The organism is Mycoplasma procyoni, from assembly GCF_017052595.1.
GTDB lineage: Bacteria > Bacillota_I > Bacilli_A > Mycoplasmatales > Metamycoplasmataceae > Mesomycoplasma_A > Mesomycoplasma_A procyoni.
The window spans coordinates 35987-51802 of sequence record NZ_JAFIDB010000008.1; the positions used below are offsets into that span (position 1 = coordinate 35987).

Annotated in this window: 13 protein-coding genes and 1 rRNA gene; 12 read left to right on the forward strand and 2 right to left on the reverse strand. The window is 28.4% G+C overall.

Annotated elements, in window-relative coordinates:
• The first annotated feature begins 2 nt into the window (after positions 1–2).
• From JV122_RS03525 to rbfA, 4 genes are read left to right on the forward strand one after another with little or no spacing between them, the layout of a single operon-like run.
• Positions 3–1619, forward strand: coding sequence for a NusA N-terminal domain-containing protein (locus tag JV122_RS03525; protein WP_205843139.1), 1617 nt, complete (start codon positions 3–5; stop codon positions 1617–1619).
• Positions 1609–1887: a YlxR family protein gene (locus tag JV122_RS03530; RefSeq protein ID WP_205843140.1), complete on the forward strand. Its 279-nt coding sequence runs from the start codon at positions 1609–1611 to the stop codon at positions 1885–1887. Before JV122_RS03525 ends, JV122_RS03530 begins: the two co-directional genes overlap by 11 nt.
• Positions 1871–3676, forward strand: a complete 1806-nt coding sequence (infB, locus tag JV122_RS03535) for a translation initiation factor IF-2 (RefSeq protein WP_205843141.1) — start codon at positions 1871–1873, stop codon at positions 3674–3676. The genes JV122_RS03530 and infB overlap by 17 nt, the downstream gene beginning before the upstream one ends.
• Positions 3676–4026 carry a 30S ribosome-binding factor RbfA gene (rbfA, locus tag JV122_RS03540; RefSeq protein ID WP_205843142.1) on the forward strand — a complete coding sequence of 117 codons (351 nt, stop codon included), beginning with the start codon at positions 3676–3678 and terminating at the stop codon, positions 4024–4026. The genes infB and rbfA overlap by 1 nt, the downstream gene beginning before the upstream one ends.
• A 52-nt stretch (positions 4027–4078) precedes the next feature.
• On the opposite strand, the gene JV122_RS03545 is transcribed toward rbfA, so the two are convergent.
• Positions 4079–4909: a hypothetical protein gene (locus tag JV122_RS03545; RefSeq protein ID WP_205843143.1), complete on the reverse strand. Its 831-nt coding sequence runs from the start codon at positions 4907–4909 to the stop codon at positions 4079–4081.
• Positions 4899–6950, reverse strand: coding sequence for a S8 family serine peptidase (locus tag JV122_RS05080; protein ID WP_205843144.1), 2052 nt, complete (start codon positions 6948–6950; stop codon positions 4899–4901). The genes JV122_RS03545 and JV122_RS05080 overlap by 11 nt, the downstream gene beginning before the upstream one ends.
• 318 nt (positions 6951–7268) lie before the next feature.
• On the opposite strand from JV122_RS05080, the gene JV122_RS03555 reads away from it, so the two are divergent.
• The 8 genes from JV122_RS03555 to JV122_RS03590 form a co-directional block, all read left to right on the forward strand.
• Positions 7269–8501: a YbhB/YbcL family Raf kinase inhibitor-like protein gene (locus JV122_RS03555; RefSeq protein WP_205843145.1), complete on the forward strand. Its 1233-nt coding sequence runs from the start codon at positions 7269–7271 to the stop codon at positions 8499–8501.
• Positions 8494–8847 carry a YigZ family protein gene (locus JV122_RS03560; RefSeq protein ID WP_205843146.1) on the forward strand — a complete coding sequence of 118 codons (354 nt, stop codon included), beginning with the start codon at positions 8494–8496 and terminating at the stop codon, positions 8845–8847. The genes JV122_RS03555 and JV122_RS03560 overlap by 8 nt, the downstream gene beginning before the upstream one ends.
• An 87-nt stretch (positions 8848–8934) precedes the next feature.
• Positions 8935–9753 (forward strand): energy-coupling factor transporter ATPase, encoded by an 819-nt coding sequence (locus tag JV122_RS03565; RefSeq protein WP_205843147.1) that lies wholly within the window; start codon positions 8935–8937, stop codon positions 9751–9753.
• Complete coding sequence (locus JV122_RS03570) at positions 9744–10643, forward strand: ATP-binding cassette domain-containing protein (protein WP_205843148.1); 900 nt, start codon at positions 9744–9746, stop codon at positions 10641–10643. Before JV122_RS03565 ends, JV122_RS03570 begins: the two co-directional genes overlap by 10 nt.
• Before the next feature lies 1 nt (position 10644).
• A complete protein-coding gene (locus JV122_RS03575; RefSeq protein WP_205843149.1) occupies positions 10645–11562 on the forward strand; it encodes an energy-coupling factor transporter transmembrane component T family protein in 918 nt (305 codons plus the stop codon).
• 11 nt (positions 11563–11573) lie between these two features.
• Positions 11574–13763, forward strand: a complete 2190-nt coding sequence (ligA, locus tag JV122_RS03580) for an NAD-dependent DNA ligase LigA (protein ID WP_205843150.1) — start codon at positions 11574–11576, stop codon at positions 13761–13763.
• Between the two features lie 99 nt (positions 13764–13862).
• A complete protein-coding gene (locus JV122_RS03585) occupies positions 13863–15518 on the forward strand; it encodes an APC family permease (RefSeq protein WP_205843151.1) in 1656 nt (551 codons plus the stop codon).
• A gap of 221 nt (positions 15519–15739) precedes the next feature.
• Positions 15740–15816, forward strand: a 16S ribosomal RNA gene (locus tag JV122_RS03590); the annotation flags it as partial.

Sequence of the window (15816 nt, forward strand, 5' to 3'; positions counted from 1 at the left end):
AAATGGCAAAGAAATTAAAAAGCGAAACAACAAAAACATCTAAAAAAGACTTTTTTAAATTATTAGAAGAAGTATCATCATACAGAAACATTGGAATGGAAGGAATTGCAACTTTATTAGAAGAAGCTTTTCAAAAAATTATTAACAAAGTAGATCAAGAAGCTGAAATTAAATTAGTTGTTGACTACAAACGTAAAGACTTTAAATTAATTAACTCAAATGCTTTAGTACTTGAAGATCAAGAACTAGAAGAAATTTTAGAAGAAGCTGATGAATCAATTAAAGTTGGAATGATTTCTTTAAGCGAAGCAAAAGAAAAATATGACAAAAATATTGAAGCAGGTGATTCTTTAGAGATCGAAATTGACTTTGAAACTCTTCCAAAAAGCGTGTTTACCCCTGTACAACAGTTATTTAAGCAAAAAATAACAGAGATTGTAAGAAAAAATATTTATGAAAAATACTTACCTCTAAAAGGGACATTAATTAAAGCAAAACAAGTTTCTACTGTAAGATCTGGATATCTATATGAAATCTTAGAAGACAAAGTTCAAGCATTCATGCCAAGACATTTCTCTTCTAAAAAGAAAAATGAAACAGGTGCTGTTGAAGATGTTTACATTGAAGATGTTTTAGCAGAATCAAAAGATACACAAATTATCATTTCAAACTCTTCAAACAACTTATTAAAAGAATTAATTACAAGAGAAATTCCTGAAGTTGCATCTGGTAGATTAGTTATTGAAAGAATCTCAAGAATGCCAGGAGTTAGATCTAAAGTTGCTATTAAATCTGCAACAGAAGAAGATTTCGACAATGAAATCGGAACAATTGTTGGAAAAGACGGAAGCAGAATTGAAGGAATTTCAAGTGAACTTCAAGAAGAAAGAATTGACATCATTAAATTCTCTGAAAACATTGAAGAATTCATTACAAACTCACTTTCACCAGCTAAAGTTATTTCAGTTATAAGTCCAATTAAGTCAAAGAAAATTAATAAATTTATTGTTATTGTTCCAGATTCTCAACACACATTAGCAATCGGAAAACAAGGAATCAATGTTACACTTGCAGCTGAATTAACAAGAACAAAAATCGACTTAACTTCTTATTCAAAAGCAATAGCAGCAGGAATTAATTTTGAGTGAAATGGAAACATCAAAGATGAAAAAGAACTTGAAGTTCTAGAAGCTGAAATCAGAAACATCAAATCTCAAAACAAAAGACTTTCATCACCTTTCAAAAGCAAACAATCATCAAGAAATCAAAAAACTTACTCACTTGATGAAATGGATGCAGATATCAACAGCATGAATGAGTTCTTATTCAGAGAATTTGAAAAAGATTCACAACAAAAACAAACTCCATCTGTTGCTAAAGAAAAAGAAAAATTTGATGCAGATAACATTATAGAAAGCGCGCTAAATGACTTTGAGTCTTCATTTGAAGAACAATCAGATGCACACAATGAACCTGCATACACAAAAGAAGAATTAGAAAATATTCAAGAAGAAATCAAAAACTATTCTTTTGATAATGATTTAGCAAACTATACAGGATTAAAAGAATTCGATTTAGATAAATTCAACTGAGATGACGAAGAGGAAGATGAAAAGTAAATCTCACTCTCGCAAATGTATAGTTACTAATTCTATATTGCCTATAGAACAACTTCTAAGATTTGTTTTAGACAAAGAAACCAATACTATTTTAGTTGATTTTGATAACAAAATACAGGGTCGCGGAGCTTATGTAATAAACTCAAAAGAAACTATTCAAATAGCATTTTCTAAAAAACACTTAAATCGTTCTTTTAGAATGAATGTGACTAAAGAAAATTATGAAAAATTAACAAAGGAGATAGAAGAACATGGCGAAAAAAAATAATAGAAAATCCAATTTAGAAGAAATAAAATCACAATTAGTCTCTGTTAAAACAGAACTAAAAGATGGCGTTTTCATCTTTACAGGACCAATGACAATTGCTGAATTTACACAAAAAATCAATAAATCAGCAAACGAAGTTATTACTGCATTTTTCAAAAAAGGAAAAATGTACACACTAAACCACTCTTTATCTGAAGAAGAAATTGCTGAGTTATGTTTAGAATACGGATTCGATTTCCAAAAAGAAACAGAGATCAATGCATCTAACTTTATGGAAGAAATTCAAATCAGCGATCAAGAAAGCGAAATGGAAACAAGAGCACCTATAATTACAATTATGGGACACGTTGACCACGGAAAAACAACACTTTTAGACAGAATTAGAAAAAGTAATGTTGTTGAAGGAGAAGCTGGAGGAATTACTCAACACACAGGGGCTTACCAAGTTGAATTCCAAAACAAAAAGATCACTTTCTTAGACACTCCAGGCCATGAAGCCTTTACAGAAATGAGAGCAAGAGGAGCTAAAGTTACTGATATAGTAGTTTTAGTAGTTGCTGCAGATGATGGAGTTATGCCGCAAACAGTTGAAGCCATTTCTCATGCTAAAAGTGCTAAAGTTCCAATCATTGTTTTTGTTAACAAAGTTGACAAACCTAACACAGATATTGAAAGAATTAAAGCAGAATTATCAACTCATGATATTCTTCCTGAAGAGTGAAAAGGAGATAATATCTTTGTGTATGGTTCAGGGAAAACAGGACAAGGAATTCCTGAATTATTTGAAGCAATCAACCTTCAAGCTTCTGTTTTAGATCTTAAAGCAAACAAAAACCGTTATCCAATTGGAACAGTTGTTGAATCAAGACTTGATAAAGGAAAAGGTGCAATTGCTACTTTAATTATTGAACACGGAACACTTTATCCAAGAGACTTTATTGTTGCTGGTTCTAAATATGGAAAAATCAGAACAATGGAAGATTCAACAGGAAAAAGTGTGGAAAAAGCAATTCCTGGAATGCCAGTTGTAATTACAGGACTAAATTATGTTCCTTTAGCTGGTGATAAATTCTTTGGTTTTCCAGATGAAAAATTTGCTAAATCATTAGCAGAAGAAAAAGCATTCAGCGACAAACAACAACAACTTAAAGAAAGAAATTCAATCACTTTTGAAGACGGTGTTAAAGTTGTTAAAATCATCATCAAAAGTGATGTTAATGGAACAGCTGAAGCGATTAAGTCTTCTCTAGAAAAACTTAAAAATGAAGAAGCTGCAGTTCATGTTATTCACTCATCTGTTGGAGAAGTTACAAAAGCTGATATTCTTTTAGCTCAAGCTTCAGATGCTATTATTTATGCCTTTAATACAAACGTTCCAAGCTCCATTAAACAATTTGCCAACCAAGAAAAAATTGAGATTAAAGAATACTCAATAATTTACAAAATCATTGAAGAAGTTGAAGCAATCCTTAAAGGCTTCAAAGCTCCTAAATATGAAGAAAGAAACACAGGAGAAGCTTTAGTTTTACAACTATTTTTCTACTCAAAAGTCGGAAACATTGCTGGTTCTACAATGGTTAGTGGAAAAATGAAAGCAGGTTCAAAAGTTAGAGTTTTAAGAAAAGGAAAAGTAGTTCATGTTGGAAAACTTGATTCTCTAAGAAAAGGACCAAACGACACAAAAGAAGTTTCTTCAGGTATGGAATTTGGTTGTCACATTGCTAAATTCGATGACATCAGAGTTGATGACATCATCCAAGCTTATGAGGAAGTTTTAATCGAAGAATAATGAATCTAATTAATTTAAGAAAAAAAGAATCACTGTATTTATTATTAATTTCTAAAATAATTTCTGAAGATATTAATAATGCTAATGTAATTGATCCAACAGTTTCTGAAGTTCAATTATCAAAAGATGGTTCTCATCTAAAGGTCTTTGTGAGCTTTTTAAAAAGTTCTCAAAAAGGACTTGAGGGACTTGAAAATGCAAAAGGTTTTATTCGAAGAGAACTTGCTAGAAGAACAAATTCAAGGACAGTTCCAGAACTTCATTTCTTTATTGATGATCTAGCTGAAAAAGCAAGTAATATTGATAAAATTCTTGCTGAAATTAAAGCAAAACAAAAAGAAAAAGAATAAAAAAATAACCGAAAATAGCACTCAATCAGGCTTTTTCGGTTATTTTTTTAGTTTATTTTGCAATTGGAACTATATGGAACTCTATATCAAATAAATTGTCTTTTAGATTCTCATCAAGTTCTGTCTTTTTGTTAAGTGCTAAATCTTTTAGATTTATTAGTTGGTTGTCTGGAAGTGAAAGTTGTTTATCGCTTCTTTTAATTGCAATCAAGAATATATATTTAGAAAAGAATGTGTTATTTACAACTCCGTCTCCAAAATCAACACTCTCTAAATCTGGATGTCAACCAACATCTTTCTTATACATTTGAGAAAAAGAAATGATTTCATTAATTCAATATTTAATATCTCCTGAATAAAATTCATCAATATGTATTCTTTTGTTTTCTCCTTTTACTACTTCTTCTTTTTCATCTTTTATATGATCAAAATTAGTATTTCAGAAACTATTTGAATTGAAAATTAAACCTCTTAAAAAATACCTTGCTTGTTTTCAATTTACAATTGGAATAAAGGTTGTTTGAGTATCATTTCTTTTAAGATTAAAAAGATTTTGTTTCTGAAATTTAATATCTACAAAGTCATCATAGTCTTTAGCAGAATTATAAAAAACTGCATTATTTTCTTCTTTTGTGAGTTTAACTTTATTTTTTAAAAAAGTAAATTTGTTAATATCACTTATTTTAATATTCACTTTTGATCAATCATTTTCTAAATTTTCAAAAGTTTCTACAGCAGTTTGATATTGTGTTTCTTTTTCGTTAAGATCTCTAATTAATGGGATTTTTTCTTCTTCAAGTTGATCTGATTTTTGTAGTGTACATGATGAGAAGATTAAAGGCATTATAGGTAATGATAGAAAAAAGAATTTTTTATTTTTCATTTTTCACCAAATAACTGACTGCAATTTGGTCTGTTTCCCTATTTTGTGAACTTGAGAATTTATAAATGTAGAATCTATACTTTCCACTTTCTGATGCCTTATGTTCTAAAATTTCTTTATTAGATTTTGAAGATAGAGTTCTTTCTACTCTAGTTCAGGTTTTTGAACTCTCGTTTCATTTTTCTAGAATAATATCGAAATCAGTAATCGATTTATTCTCTAATTTATCTTTAAAAAATTGACCATTCTTTTTGAAATTTAAAAGGGAAGAATTTTCATAGTCTTTAAAACCGTTAAAATATCATGCACTTGAAATTGTTAAATTATCTCCTTTACTCAAAAATATTTCTTCTGATTTTGTATTTCATAGTTCGCCATTTTCTGTTGAAGCAGGAATGTTGTATACTTTTAAATTTTTAACAGCAGCATTGGCATCTTTGTAATTAATAACACCTGAACCAAAAGATTCACTGTAGCCAGTTCCGTGTATTAAGTCTTTTTTCATTTCGTTAAATTTAGTTGATGAAACCCCAATTATAGATAAAATAGAAATTGGATTTTTTTTGAGCACAGAATTATTTCTTATTAGTTTAGAAATAACCCCTGTTACAAGAGGTGTTGAATAACTAGTACCCCTTCTTAAGCCGCTTATATCGCTTATTTCTTTGAAATTATACAATGTTCCTGGAGCAGTAATTGTTACTCCTGGAGCACTACCTTTAAAATAGAATGAGGAACTTTCTTTTGTTGAAAAACTAGAAATTTCTTTGTAATTATCGGTATTTACAGAACCAACAACAATATTATTAAAATTATTTTTAAATGAATCTAGTTTATTGTTTTTTTTGTATTGTCCCTCATTACCGGAAGCAAAAATAAATAAGATTTTAAATTTTTTAGTAATAATATCTAAGTAGTAAGAAAAGTTGTCATAATCCTGTGGATAAAAGTCCTCATCATTACCAATTATTCCAAAACTTCCATTAACCAAATCTACATCATTTGCAATTAATTCTTTTACAAGATTATCGACGCTTGAAATAGAATCGAAAACTAAAACTTTAGGTTTTGAATTATCTTTGCGTTGATATACTCATTTTTTTTGATTCACATCATAAAGTTTAGCAAAAGTATCAATTCCAGAAAGACCTCCAACAATTGATGCAACATTGGTTTTGTGGATATCATATGAAGTATCATCATTGAAATTGATTACTTTTATTTTAGAAACTTCAAAATTATCGGAATTTTTTATTTGACCACCTTCTCAAATAGCCACCTTTGTTCTTGTTGTATTTATAGGTTCTGAATTTCCACTTGATATACTAATATTTGTTTCTGAAAAATCATCTTTAACAACTTCAAATTGCTTTTTATAGTATTTTTTTATTTCTTCCGCATTGTATTTAAAAGTGTAATTTTTTGTTTTTTCTTTTATTTCCACAGGTTTTTTGTATATTGATGTACAGTTTCCAAGGTTATCAACCTTATCTAAACAAAATGTATTGATAATTCCTTTTTTTGCATTTTCTTCTGAAATTGAAGAAATTTTTTCTTTAATTTCGAAATTAGTTATTGATTCTTTCTTTAAAACATTAAGAATGTAATCGATATTTTCTTCTTTAACCTCTAATCAAACTAAATTAATAGTTGAAGAAAAGAAACTTGACACGATAATATCATCTTTTATTTTTTCAGCTAGATTTTCAAGGAATTTTTTGTTATTTTCCTCTGTCTTCTTAATTTTTGTTAAATTATCTTCCTCACTTACTGTTGTGTCATCTGTATAAATTATAATTTGTTTATTTTTTGGAAGACTCTTTATGAATTTATTTGCAATTTCACTCTCTAAATCATCTCCATCTACTACTCCTTTTGTGTTGAAAGAGTAAATTCTTTCAAATACTTCATTAATATTGAATTTAGCATTATCGTAATTTACGCTTTTATCGAAGTTTGTAGAAAAGGAAGTTGCAAAAAGAGGAAGAGTTAAAGTTCCTCCGAGATATCCTAAAATTTTAAATAATTTATTTTTTTTCATTTTTTTCCTTTCTTGATAGCAAAAACACCTTCTTCCAAAGAAAAAAGGTGTTAGATTATTCATTTTTAGTTCTTTTTTCTAGGAAATTATATGACAAACAAAAACATTTTTAGAAATGATACGTTTATTCATTTTAGTAATGTTTTTGATAAAAGTCATAACTTCTCCTTTGCTATCACTATTATTATAAATGATTTTTTATGATGCAAAAACAAAAAGAATTTTTTTTGATTATAACAACAAAAATATTTCTTTTGTTTTTTAATCACATAATAAGAAATTATATTTTTATATCGCTTTTTTTAGTAAAATTTAAATATGAAAATTTATATTAAAGATGTTAAAAATGGTGTATTAAATACTATGTATGGAAACGGTAATTCAAAAGATAATTCCGTTAGTTTTCCTATAAAATGAGACAAAGTAAAAGGTGCTAAATCTTATGCAATTACTTTGATTGATAAAGAAGCAACAAGAACAATGGGCGCTCCTTTTATTCACTGAATTGCTGCAAATATTAAAACTAATAAAATTGATTGAGATTTTTCTTTCCAAAACAAAGATAAAATACTGCAAATAGAAAACTCAATGACTTCTCAAGTTCCTTTACATTTAGTTCAAAGAATACAGAAAAATGCTGTTCCAGGGGTGTTTTTAGGTCCTTTTCCAATTGAAGCAGATCACAATTATGAACTAAGAGTTTTTGCTTTAAATACAGAAAAAATAGAGGCAGATGATTTCAACAAAGAAGAACACGTTGCCTTTTTTGATGACTTTCAAACTTGATTGATGCCAAAAATAATTGATCAAGGTTTTAGTTCTTTCCTTTATAGAACTAAATTTAAAATTGAAAATGGCCAAATTGTAGAAAACAACAAAACTGAAGAAGAATTAAACGAACCTTTAGAAGAGCAAGAACAAAGTTTTTATAAACATAATACAGAAATTCAAAAAATTAATATTAAATCAAGTGGAATTTATAAAAAAGGAGATTTCAACTATCTAAAAAACTTTTATGTAGGTAAAATTCATGGAGACTATTTCCACTCTGTATCAATGCCTCTAAAATGAAATAAAATCGAAGGTGCTAAAAGTTATTTAATAACTTTATTAGGAAACGCAGAGGTAAAAGTCTTTGGAACTCCAACAGTTTATTGAATCAAAAACATTAGTGCAGATCAATTTAGTTCTGATGAAATTTTATTAGAATCACAAGTAATAAATGAGCATACTAAAAAAGACATTTTAGATCAAAAATACCACTATATCAATACTTTTGGTTCTCATGTAGCTCCTTTAATAGCTGCTGGACTAAAGAGTGATCCTCAAATTTTTAGATGAATTTCCAATGATTATGGACTAATCGATCTACCTGGAATGAGCTTTAAAAGATCTGGAGTTTATACACTAAGTATTTATGCTTTAGATATAGAACAAATTCACGAACAAAATGACCAATTTCAAGTTATAACACTGACAGAAGCTTTACAAAAAGCTAAATCACATGTTATTGCGGAAGGAAATTTAGTTTTTAAAGTTGAAAATGAATAATATTTATGAAATTAAAAAATCAAAATTCATAGCTCTAAAATACACTATCAATTCAAAAGATGATGTTAAAAAAATTATTGATGATCTCTGAAAAGAACACAAAAAAGCAAGACACATTTGCTATGCTTTTGAATTTAGAGATCAAGAAGGAATTATGCAGTATGGAATGAGTGATGATGGAGAACCTAAAGGTACTGCTGGCAAAGTAATTTTTAATTTAATTCAGTTGCATAAACAAAGTAATATTTTAGTTGTTGTTGTAAGATATTTTGGCGGAATAAAACTTGGATCAGGTCCACTTTTAAGAGCTTATTCTACAGCAGCTAACTTAGTTTTCAAACTTTAGAAAAATATAATAAAGATTAACACATAAGTGTTAATTTTTTTGTTTTTTTATTTTATAAAATAAGGCTAAAAAAGTATAATTGTAATTATGATTAAAGTAAAAGATGTTTGGTTCAGTTACAATTCTTCAAAGGATGCACAAGGAGCAGAAATAAAATATGCTCTTAAAAACGTAAATGTTGAATTTGGAGATGGAAAATACATAGCAATTTTAGGACACAATGGTTCCGGAAAATCAACTTTGTCAAAGATTTTGACAGGGATTTTTAAACCTACACAAGGACACGTGGAAGTTAATGGAATTCAGATGGCAAAAGATACACTAAAAGATATCAGAAAAGAAGTTGGAATTATTTTCCAAAATCCAGACAACCAGTTTGTCGGTTTTACAGTTGAAGATGATATTGCTTTTGGTTTAGAAAACAGAAAAGTTCCGCAAGCTCAAATGAAAGAAATTATTTATAGACTTGCTGAAAAAGTTGATATGCTAGACGCTTTAGAAAGAGAACCTCAAAATCTTTCTGGAGGTCAAAAACAGAGAGTCGCTATTGCTTCTATTTTGGCTTTAGATCCTAAAGTTATCATTTTTGATGAAGTAACTTCTATGCTTGATCCAAAGGGAAAACACGATGTTTTAAAAATTATTAGAGAAATTCAAGCAACTCGCCAAAAAACTTTAATTTCAATTACTCACGATATGGACGAAGCAATTTTAGCTGATGAATTATTAGTTTTAGCAAAAGGTGAAGTAGTTGCTCAAGGTTCTCCTGCCGAAATCTTAAAAAACAAAGAAATTATTGAGCTTGCAAAAATTGATTCTCCATTCATTTATAAACTTTCTGAAAAAATTAAAAACATTGATCCAACTTATGATCAAGATGAGTTATTGGAGCAAATATGCAAATAAAAGTAAAAAACATTAATAAAATATATGACAAAGATTTACCAAGCGAGCTAAAAGCTTTAGATGGCGTTTCAACACAAATCGGCCAAGGGGAATTTATTGCCATCATCGGTCAAACAGGATCTGGAAAAACAACTTTTATTGAGCACATGAATGGACTTATTAATCCTGATCAAGGGGAAATTGAGTTCTTTTATTTAAAACCTAACAAAGAAAAAATTGAAATCGAAACAACCTTAGTTTTAAAAAAGAAAAAGTGATACCAAAGAAAAATAAAGGGACTAAAGGACATTAGAAAAAGAGTTGGAGTTGTTTTCCAATTTGCTGAGTACCAACTTTTTGAGCAAACAATTCTTAAAGATATTATTTTTGGAGCTGTTTCAATGGGAGTTCCAAAAGCCGAAGCGATTGAAAATGCTGAAAAGATCATTGAGTTAGTTGGACTTGATCGAAGTTATTTAGAAAAATCACCTTTTGAGCTTTCTGGAGGTCAAAAAAGAAGGGTTGCGATTGCTGGAATTTTAGCAATGAATCCAGATATAATTTTCTTTGATGAACCAACAGCAGGTTTAGATCCGGTTGGTATTGAAGAGACTTTATCAATCTTTGATAAACTACACAAAAATGGGAAAACAATAGTTATTTCAACACATGATTTAGACAACGTTTTACAGTGAACACAAAGAACTATTATCTTTAAAAAAGGTCAAATAATCAGAGATGGAGACACTTATGAAATCTTAAGTGACAACCAGTTTTTAATTGAAAACAAAATGCAACCTACAAAACTTTTATCCTTTGTAGAAAAACTCGAACAAAAGGGATTTAAGGTAGGAAAAGTAACAAATATCGATCAATTAGCACAAAAAATAAACGAACTGAAAGGAGAATAAAATGAATGTAACTATAGGTAAATATGTACACAAAAATACCTTTTTACACAGAATGGATGCAAGACTAAAATTAATTATTAACATTTTAATAATTAGTATGTTTTTCATCGCTTCTCATTTAATAACTTTAAGCATTCTTCTTTTACCGATTTTAATATTTTTTGTAACAACAACCAAAAAGCCGCTTCATTTATTAAAAATGGCTAAAATGCCCATTTTTATCTTTATATTCACTTCAATTTTGTATGGATTTATCTTAAGTGATTTAAGTAATTTTGAAAAGAAAGAATACTTTTTACATGGACTAAATCACGAGCAATCATATGATCTAATTTCAAAAACTTTATTTGAGTTCCACAGAGGATTTTTTAACTTTAAATACACATATTTAGTTTTTAATAAGTCTTTAATTTTAGGACTAAGAATCTATATTATGCTAATTGTGACAACTCTATTAATTTATTCAACAAAACCAATAGCACTTACAAGAGCCATTGAAGATCTTTTATCACCTCTAAAATTAATTAGAGTTAACACAGGGGTAATTGCAATGATTATCTCAATTGCAATTAGATTTATACCTACTTTATTACAAGAAGCAATGAGAATTATGAAAGCTCAAGCTTCAAGGGGTGTTGATTTTAAAAACGGAAAAATCAATGAAAAAGCTAAATCAATGATTACTCTAACTATCCCACTTTTTGTGATGTCTTTTGCAAGAGCAGAAGATCTAGCAAATGCCATGGAAGTTAGAGGTTATGATCCTTATGAAAAAAGAACCAAGTACCGTAGTTTAAAATTTGAGTGATTTAACTGATTAGTTTTAGGTCTTTTAGTTGCTTATGTAACTTGTGTGATTTTAATTGAAAACAATGTTATTCAAATTCCTTATTGATGAGCAATCACTGCTCAAGTTTAAAAAGGAGTAAAATGTCAAAACTTACAGAAGCACAAAAAGAAGAAATAAGAAAAAAAATAAGAGATTTAAGACAATTAATTCACCATCACGATCATTTATATTTTGATCAAGATAATCCAGAAATCACAGACGGAGAATATAACGAGCTTGTAAAGAAACTAATAAAACAAGAAAAAGAATATTACTATTTATTTTCTCACGAAGAAAACATGCTTTCTCCAACGAAGATAGTTAAAAAAAATTCAACTTCCAATTTTGTTAAAGTTGCACACAAATATCCAATGCTTTCTTTAAATAAAGCATACTCAAAAGAAGAACTGGAAAAATTTGAAAACGACATCAAAGCTGATTTAAATCAACAAACAGAATTTTATGTTGAACCAAAAATCGACGGACTTTCAATTGCTCTTCATTACAAAAACGGAAAATTAGTGCAAGCACTAACAAGAGGTGATGGTAAAGAAGGCGAAGACATTACAGAGAATATTCTCAAAGTTGATGATCAAAATTTACCTAAAGAAATACCTTATTTAAAAGACATCGAAATCAGGGGAGAAATCTATCTAGATAAAAACACTTTTAAAAACTTAAATACAGAAATAACAGAGTGTCAAATTGAATTAGAAAAACAAAAAGAGCTAAAAGAAAAACTAAACGAATCATTAGATCCTGAAGATAATAAAAAAGCAAGATCAATCAAACTCCCTAAGTGTCTGCGTTCAAAAACTTTCTTAAATCCAAGAAATGCGGCTGCAGGAATTGTCAGAAGAAAAAATGGCGAAAAAGCCGAACTTTCCTTTATAAAAGTTTTTCTTTATCAAGTTATGAATCCGCTGGAACACGAAATTTCCAGCGTTGATCAAACAATTAAGTTTCTTAAAGACAACAAACTTCCAGTAAATCAAAGTGCTCAAAAAGTAGAAAATATTTTGGAAGCTTTTGAAATCATTAAAGACATCGAAAATAAAAGAGACGATCTCAATTATGAAATTGATGGAGTTGTTATTAAGGTTAATAATCACAAGTTTTTTGAGCAACTTGGAGCAACTTCAAAATATCCTAAAGGTGCTATAGCGTACAAATTTTATGATGAAATCGCAATCAGTGTTTTAAAAGGAGTTGAGTATCAAGTTGGAAGAACAGGAAAAATTGCTTATGTTGCACAACTCAAGCCAACTTTATTAAACGGAACAACAGTTTCAAAAGCTTATTTACACAATTACCAAAACATACTTGAGCTTAAAATCAGGATTGGTGAAGAAGTTAAAATTAAAAAATCAGGGGAAATTATTCCGCAAGTTATCGAGTCGCTTAAAAAGTTTGATTCAACAAATATCGTTATTTTAGAAAAGTGTCCAAGTTGTCAAACTCCTTTAGTTAACACAGAAAAAGAACAGTTTTGTTACAATGAAGACTGTGTTGAAAAAATCAAAAGAAGAATTGAACACTTTTTCTCCACAGATGCTGTAAAGGTTGATACACTTTCTTCAAAAACTGTTTCGCATTTATACGACAATGGCTTTATAAAAGATATTTATGATGTCTTTTTATTAAAAGACAAAATGGAACTTTTTCATTTAACAAATGAAAAATATAAAGAACTAAAAAACACCAAAAATAAAAACGAAAAAATGAACTGAAAAATCATGCAAGTTGATTCTCAAACAAAGCTATTTAACGCTATTGAAGGTGCTAAAAAGACTCCGTTATTTAAGTTTATTTATGGATTAGGAATCAATAATGTTGGATACAGAAACGCGATTCATTTAGCTAAAAAAGTTAAAACAATTAAGGAACTAATGGATTATGATTTTCAGAGTTTAATTGAAATTAATGACTTTGGTCAAACAATTGTTGATGAAATTACAAAATACTTTAGTGACCAAAAAAACAGAGAATTACTACTTAAATTAGACACACTTAATTTTGAATTTCCAGAACCATTTTTAAATAATCAAACACAACTTTCAGAAAAACTAAAAGATATTTCTTTTGTAATCACAGGGGAATTGTCTGAAACAAGAAAACACTTTCAAAACTTAATCGAAGCACACTCAGGAAAACTTTTAGGTGCAGTAAGTTCAAAAGTTAACTATTTAGTTGTTGGAGATGATCCAGGAAAATCAAAGATCGAAAAAGCACAGAAGTTAAATATTGAAATAATTGATGAAAAAGGACTGCTAAAACTTATTCAAAAATAGCCAGCTAGAAGCAAAAACATTAAAAAAACACATTTTTTAGTTTTGTTTTTGCTTTTTTTCATTTTATTTATATAATTAATTAAACTTATAGGAGGAAAAATGAAAAATAAATTAAGCGAAAGACAATTTATATTCTTCGGACTTAACTACATTGTTGGTTTTGGATTTATTGCTACAATCTCAAGTGTTATTTCAAAAGGGCTATGAGGAAGTCTAATTTTTGTCTTAACTGCTTTTATTTCCATGTCAATTATGCTTGCTTTTGCAAGGGCAAGTCAGAATTATGCAAATGAAGTTGGTGGAACATATATTTATGCTAAAAAAGCATTTCCAGAAAAAAAACACAGATGATTTCTGTTTTTACAAGGTTGAAACCAGTTTGCTCAAGTACCTTTATTTGCTGCAACAACACCACTTTTCTTTGGTGGGCTAATGTCAGCTTTTGATCAAAACAATGCTGTAATTTACCAAGTTGTTTCAGTTGCTGTATTTATGATTTTTATCATAATTAGCGCACTTGGTTTTAGATTATCAAAGTGATTTGTATTTATAAGTGGAGCAATTAAGTGAATAGTAATTGGACTTGGGTTGTCAATTGTTGTTTATTTATCTCTAACACAAAGACAGTTTGCTGCATCTTTTGCAAAAGATGAAAGAATTACAGTTTCAATTATCGCGACAACAGTTCTTAATTTTACTTATGCATTTGCGGGTGGAGAAGGACTTGTCGGAATTTCTTCAGATGTTAAAACAAAGAGATTCAAAAAACTTTTATTATTAATCTTTGCAATTGTTTTAAGTTTTTATTTCATCTTTTATTTAATTTATTTAGGAATTGATGAAAAAAGCGTGCTTACAGAAAACAATTCAATTTCCTTTGGAATTATTTACAAAAGTGTTTTTGGAATTACAGGATTAATAATTTTTGCTGTTGGAACTTTTTTCAACAGAACATCCAGTTCAATTTCTTCAAATATTTATTATGCAAGAACTGTAGCACCTTTAGCAAAAGATGGATTTATCCCAAGTTTATTTGCTAAAAAATCAAGAAACGGAGAATACAAAAACTCGATTGTTCTTGTAACTATTTTTGCTTTATTTGCGATGGTTATTTTCACAATCATTCCAAACATTTTAGGAATCAGAGAACAGTTTTCAGCAATTTTAAACGCAGGAACAATTGTTTTCTTAATGCAATATTGATTCTCAATCTTTTCTATTTTAATAATCTCACTCAAAAATAAAGATTTCAAAATCCCTATTTTTGAAAAAATCATTTACTCACTAGCTTTATTATTAATTGGGTTTATAGTTTTAGTTTCATTTATTCCTCCAATTGTAGGAGATGCATATAGTTTAGAAACAGCAATTTTATTACCAAGCTATGCCGGAACTATCTTAATAGGTTATATTTTCTGATTTGCTTGATATTTATATAATAAAAATAAATCAAAAGCTCAAAAAGAATTGAATCAAAAAATAGATCATTTAGATCAACAATTCTTATATATAAATGTATTATTAGAAAATTTAGATTCTAAAAATAAAGAAAGAGTATTTAAAATTTATAAAAGATTAAGAAAAAACTATAAAAAGAATTATCTAAAAAATTCTTCTAAATTTAGTGAACTTGAATCTGATGAGGTATATTTCTTTAATTTATATAATAGACTAATAAACATTTATAATAAAAAGCACCCAGATAACATTGAAAATATCCAACAAGAACTTGAAAGTTATAGATTTATGAAGTAGTATTTAAAAAAAATGCTACTTTTTTTAATAATTTGCTTTTTAAAAAATGAAAATGTTGTAAAATAAATAAGCATTATTGATGGAAGCAAAACAAAAATAAAAAATTTTAAAAAAATGTTTTGAAAAAAATAAATAATGTGTATAATTGATATTGTCCGTTATGAAACGGCAGATAGATCTTTCAAAACTAGATACAAAAACCATAATACATTCATAAATTCAATTTCAAGAGTTTGATCCTGGCTCAGGATGAACGCTGGCTGTGTGCCTAATACATGCATGTTGAACGAAGCAGTGC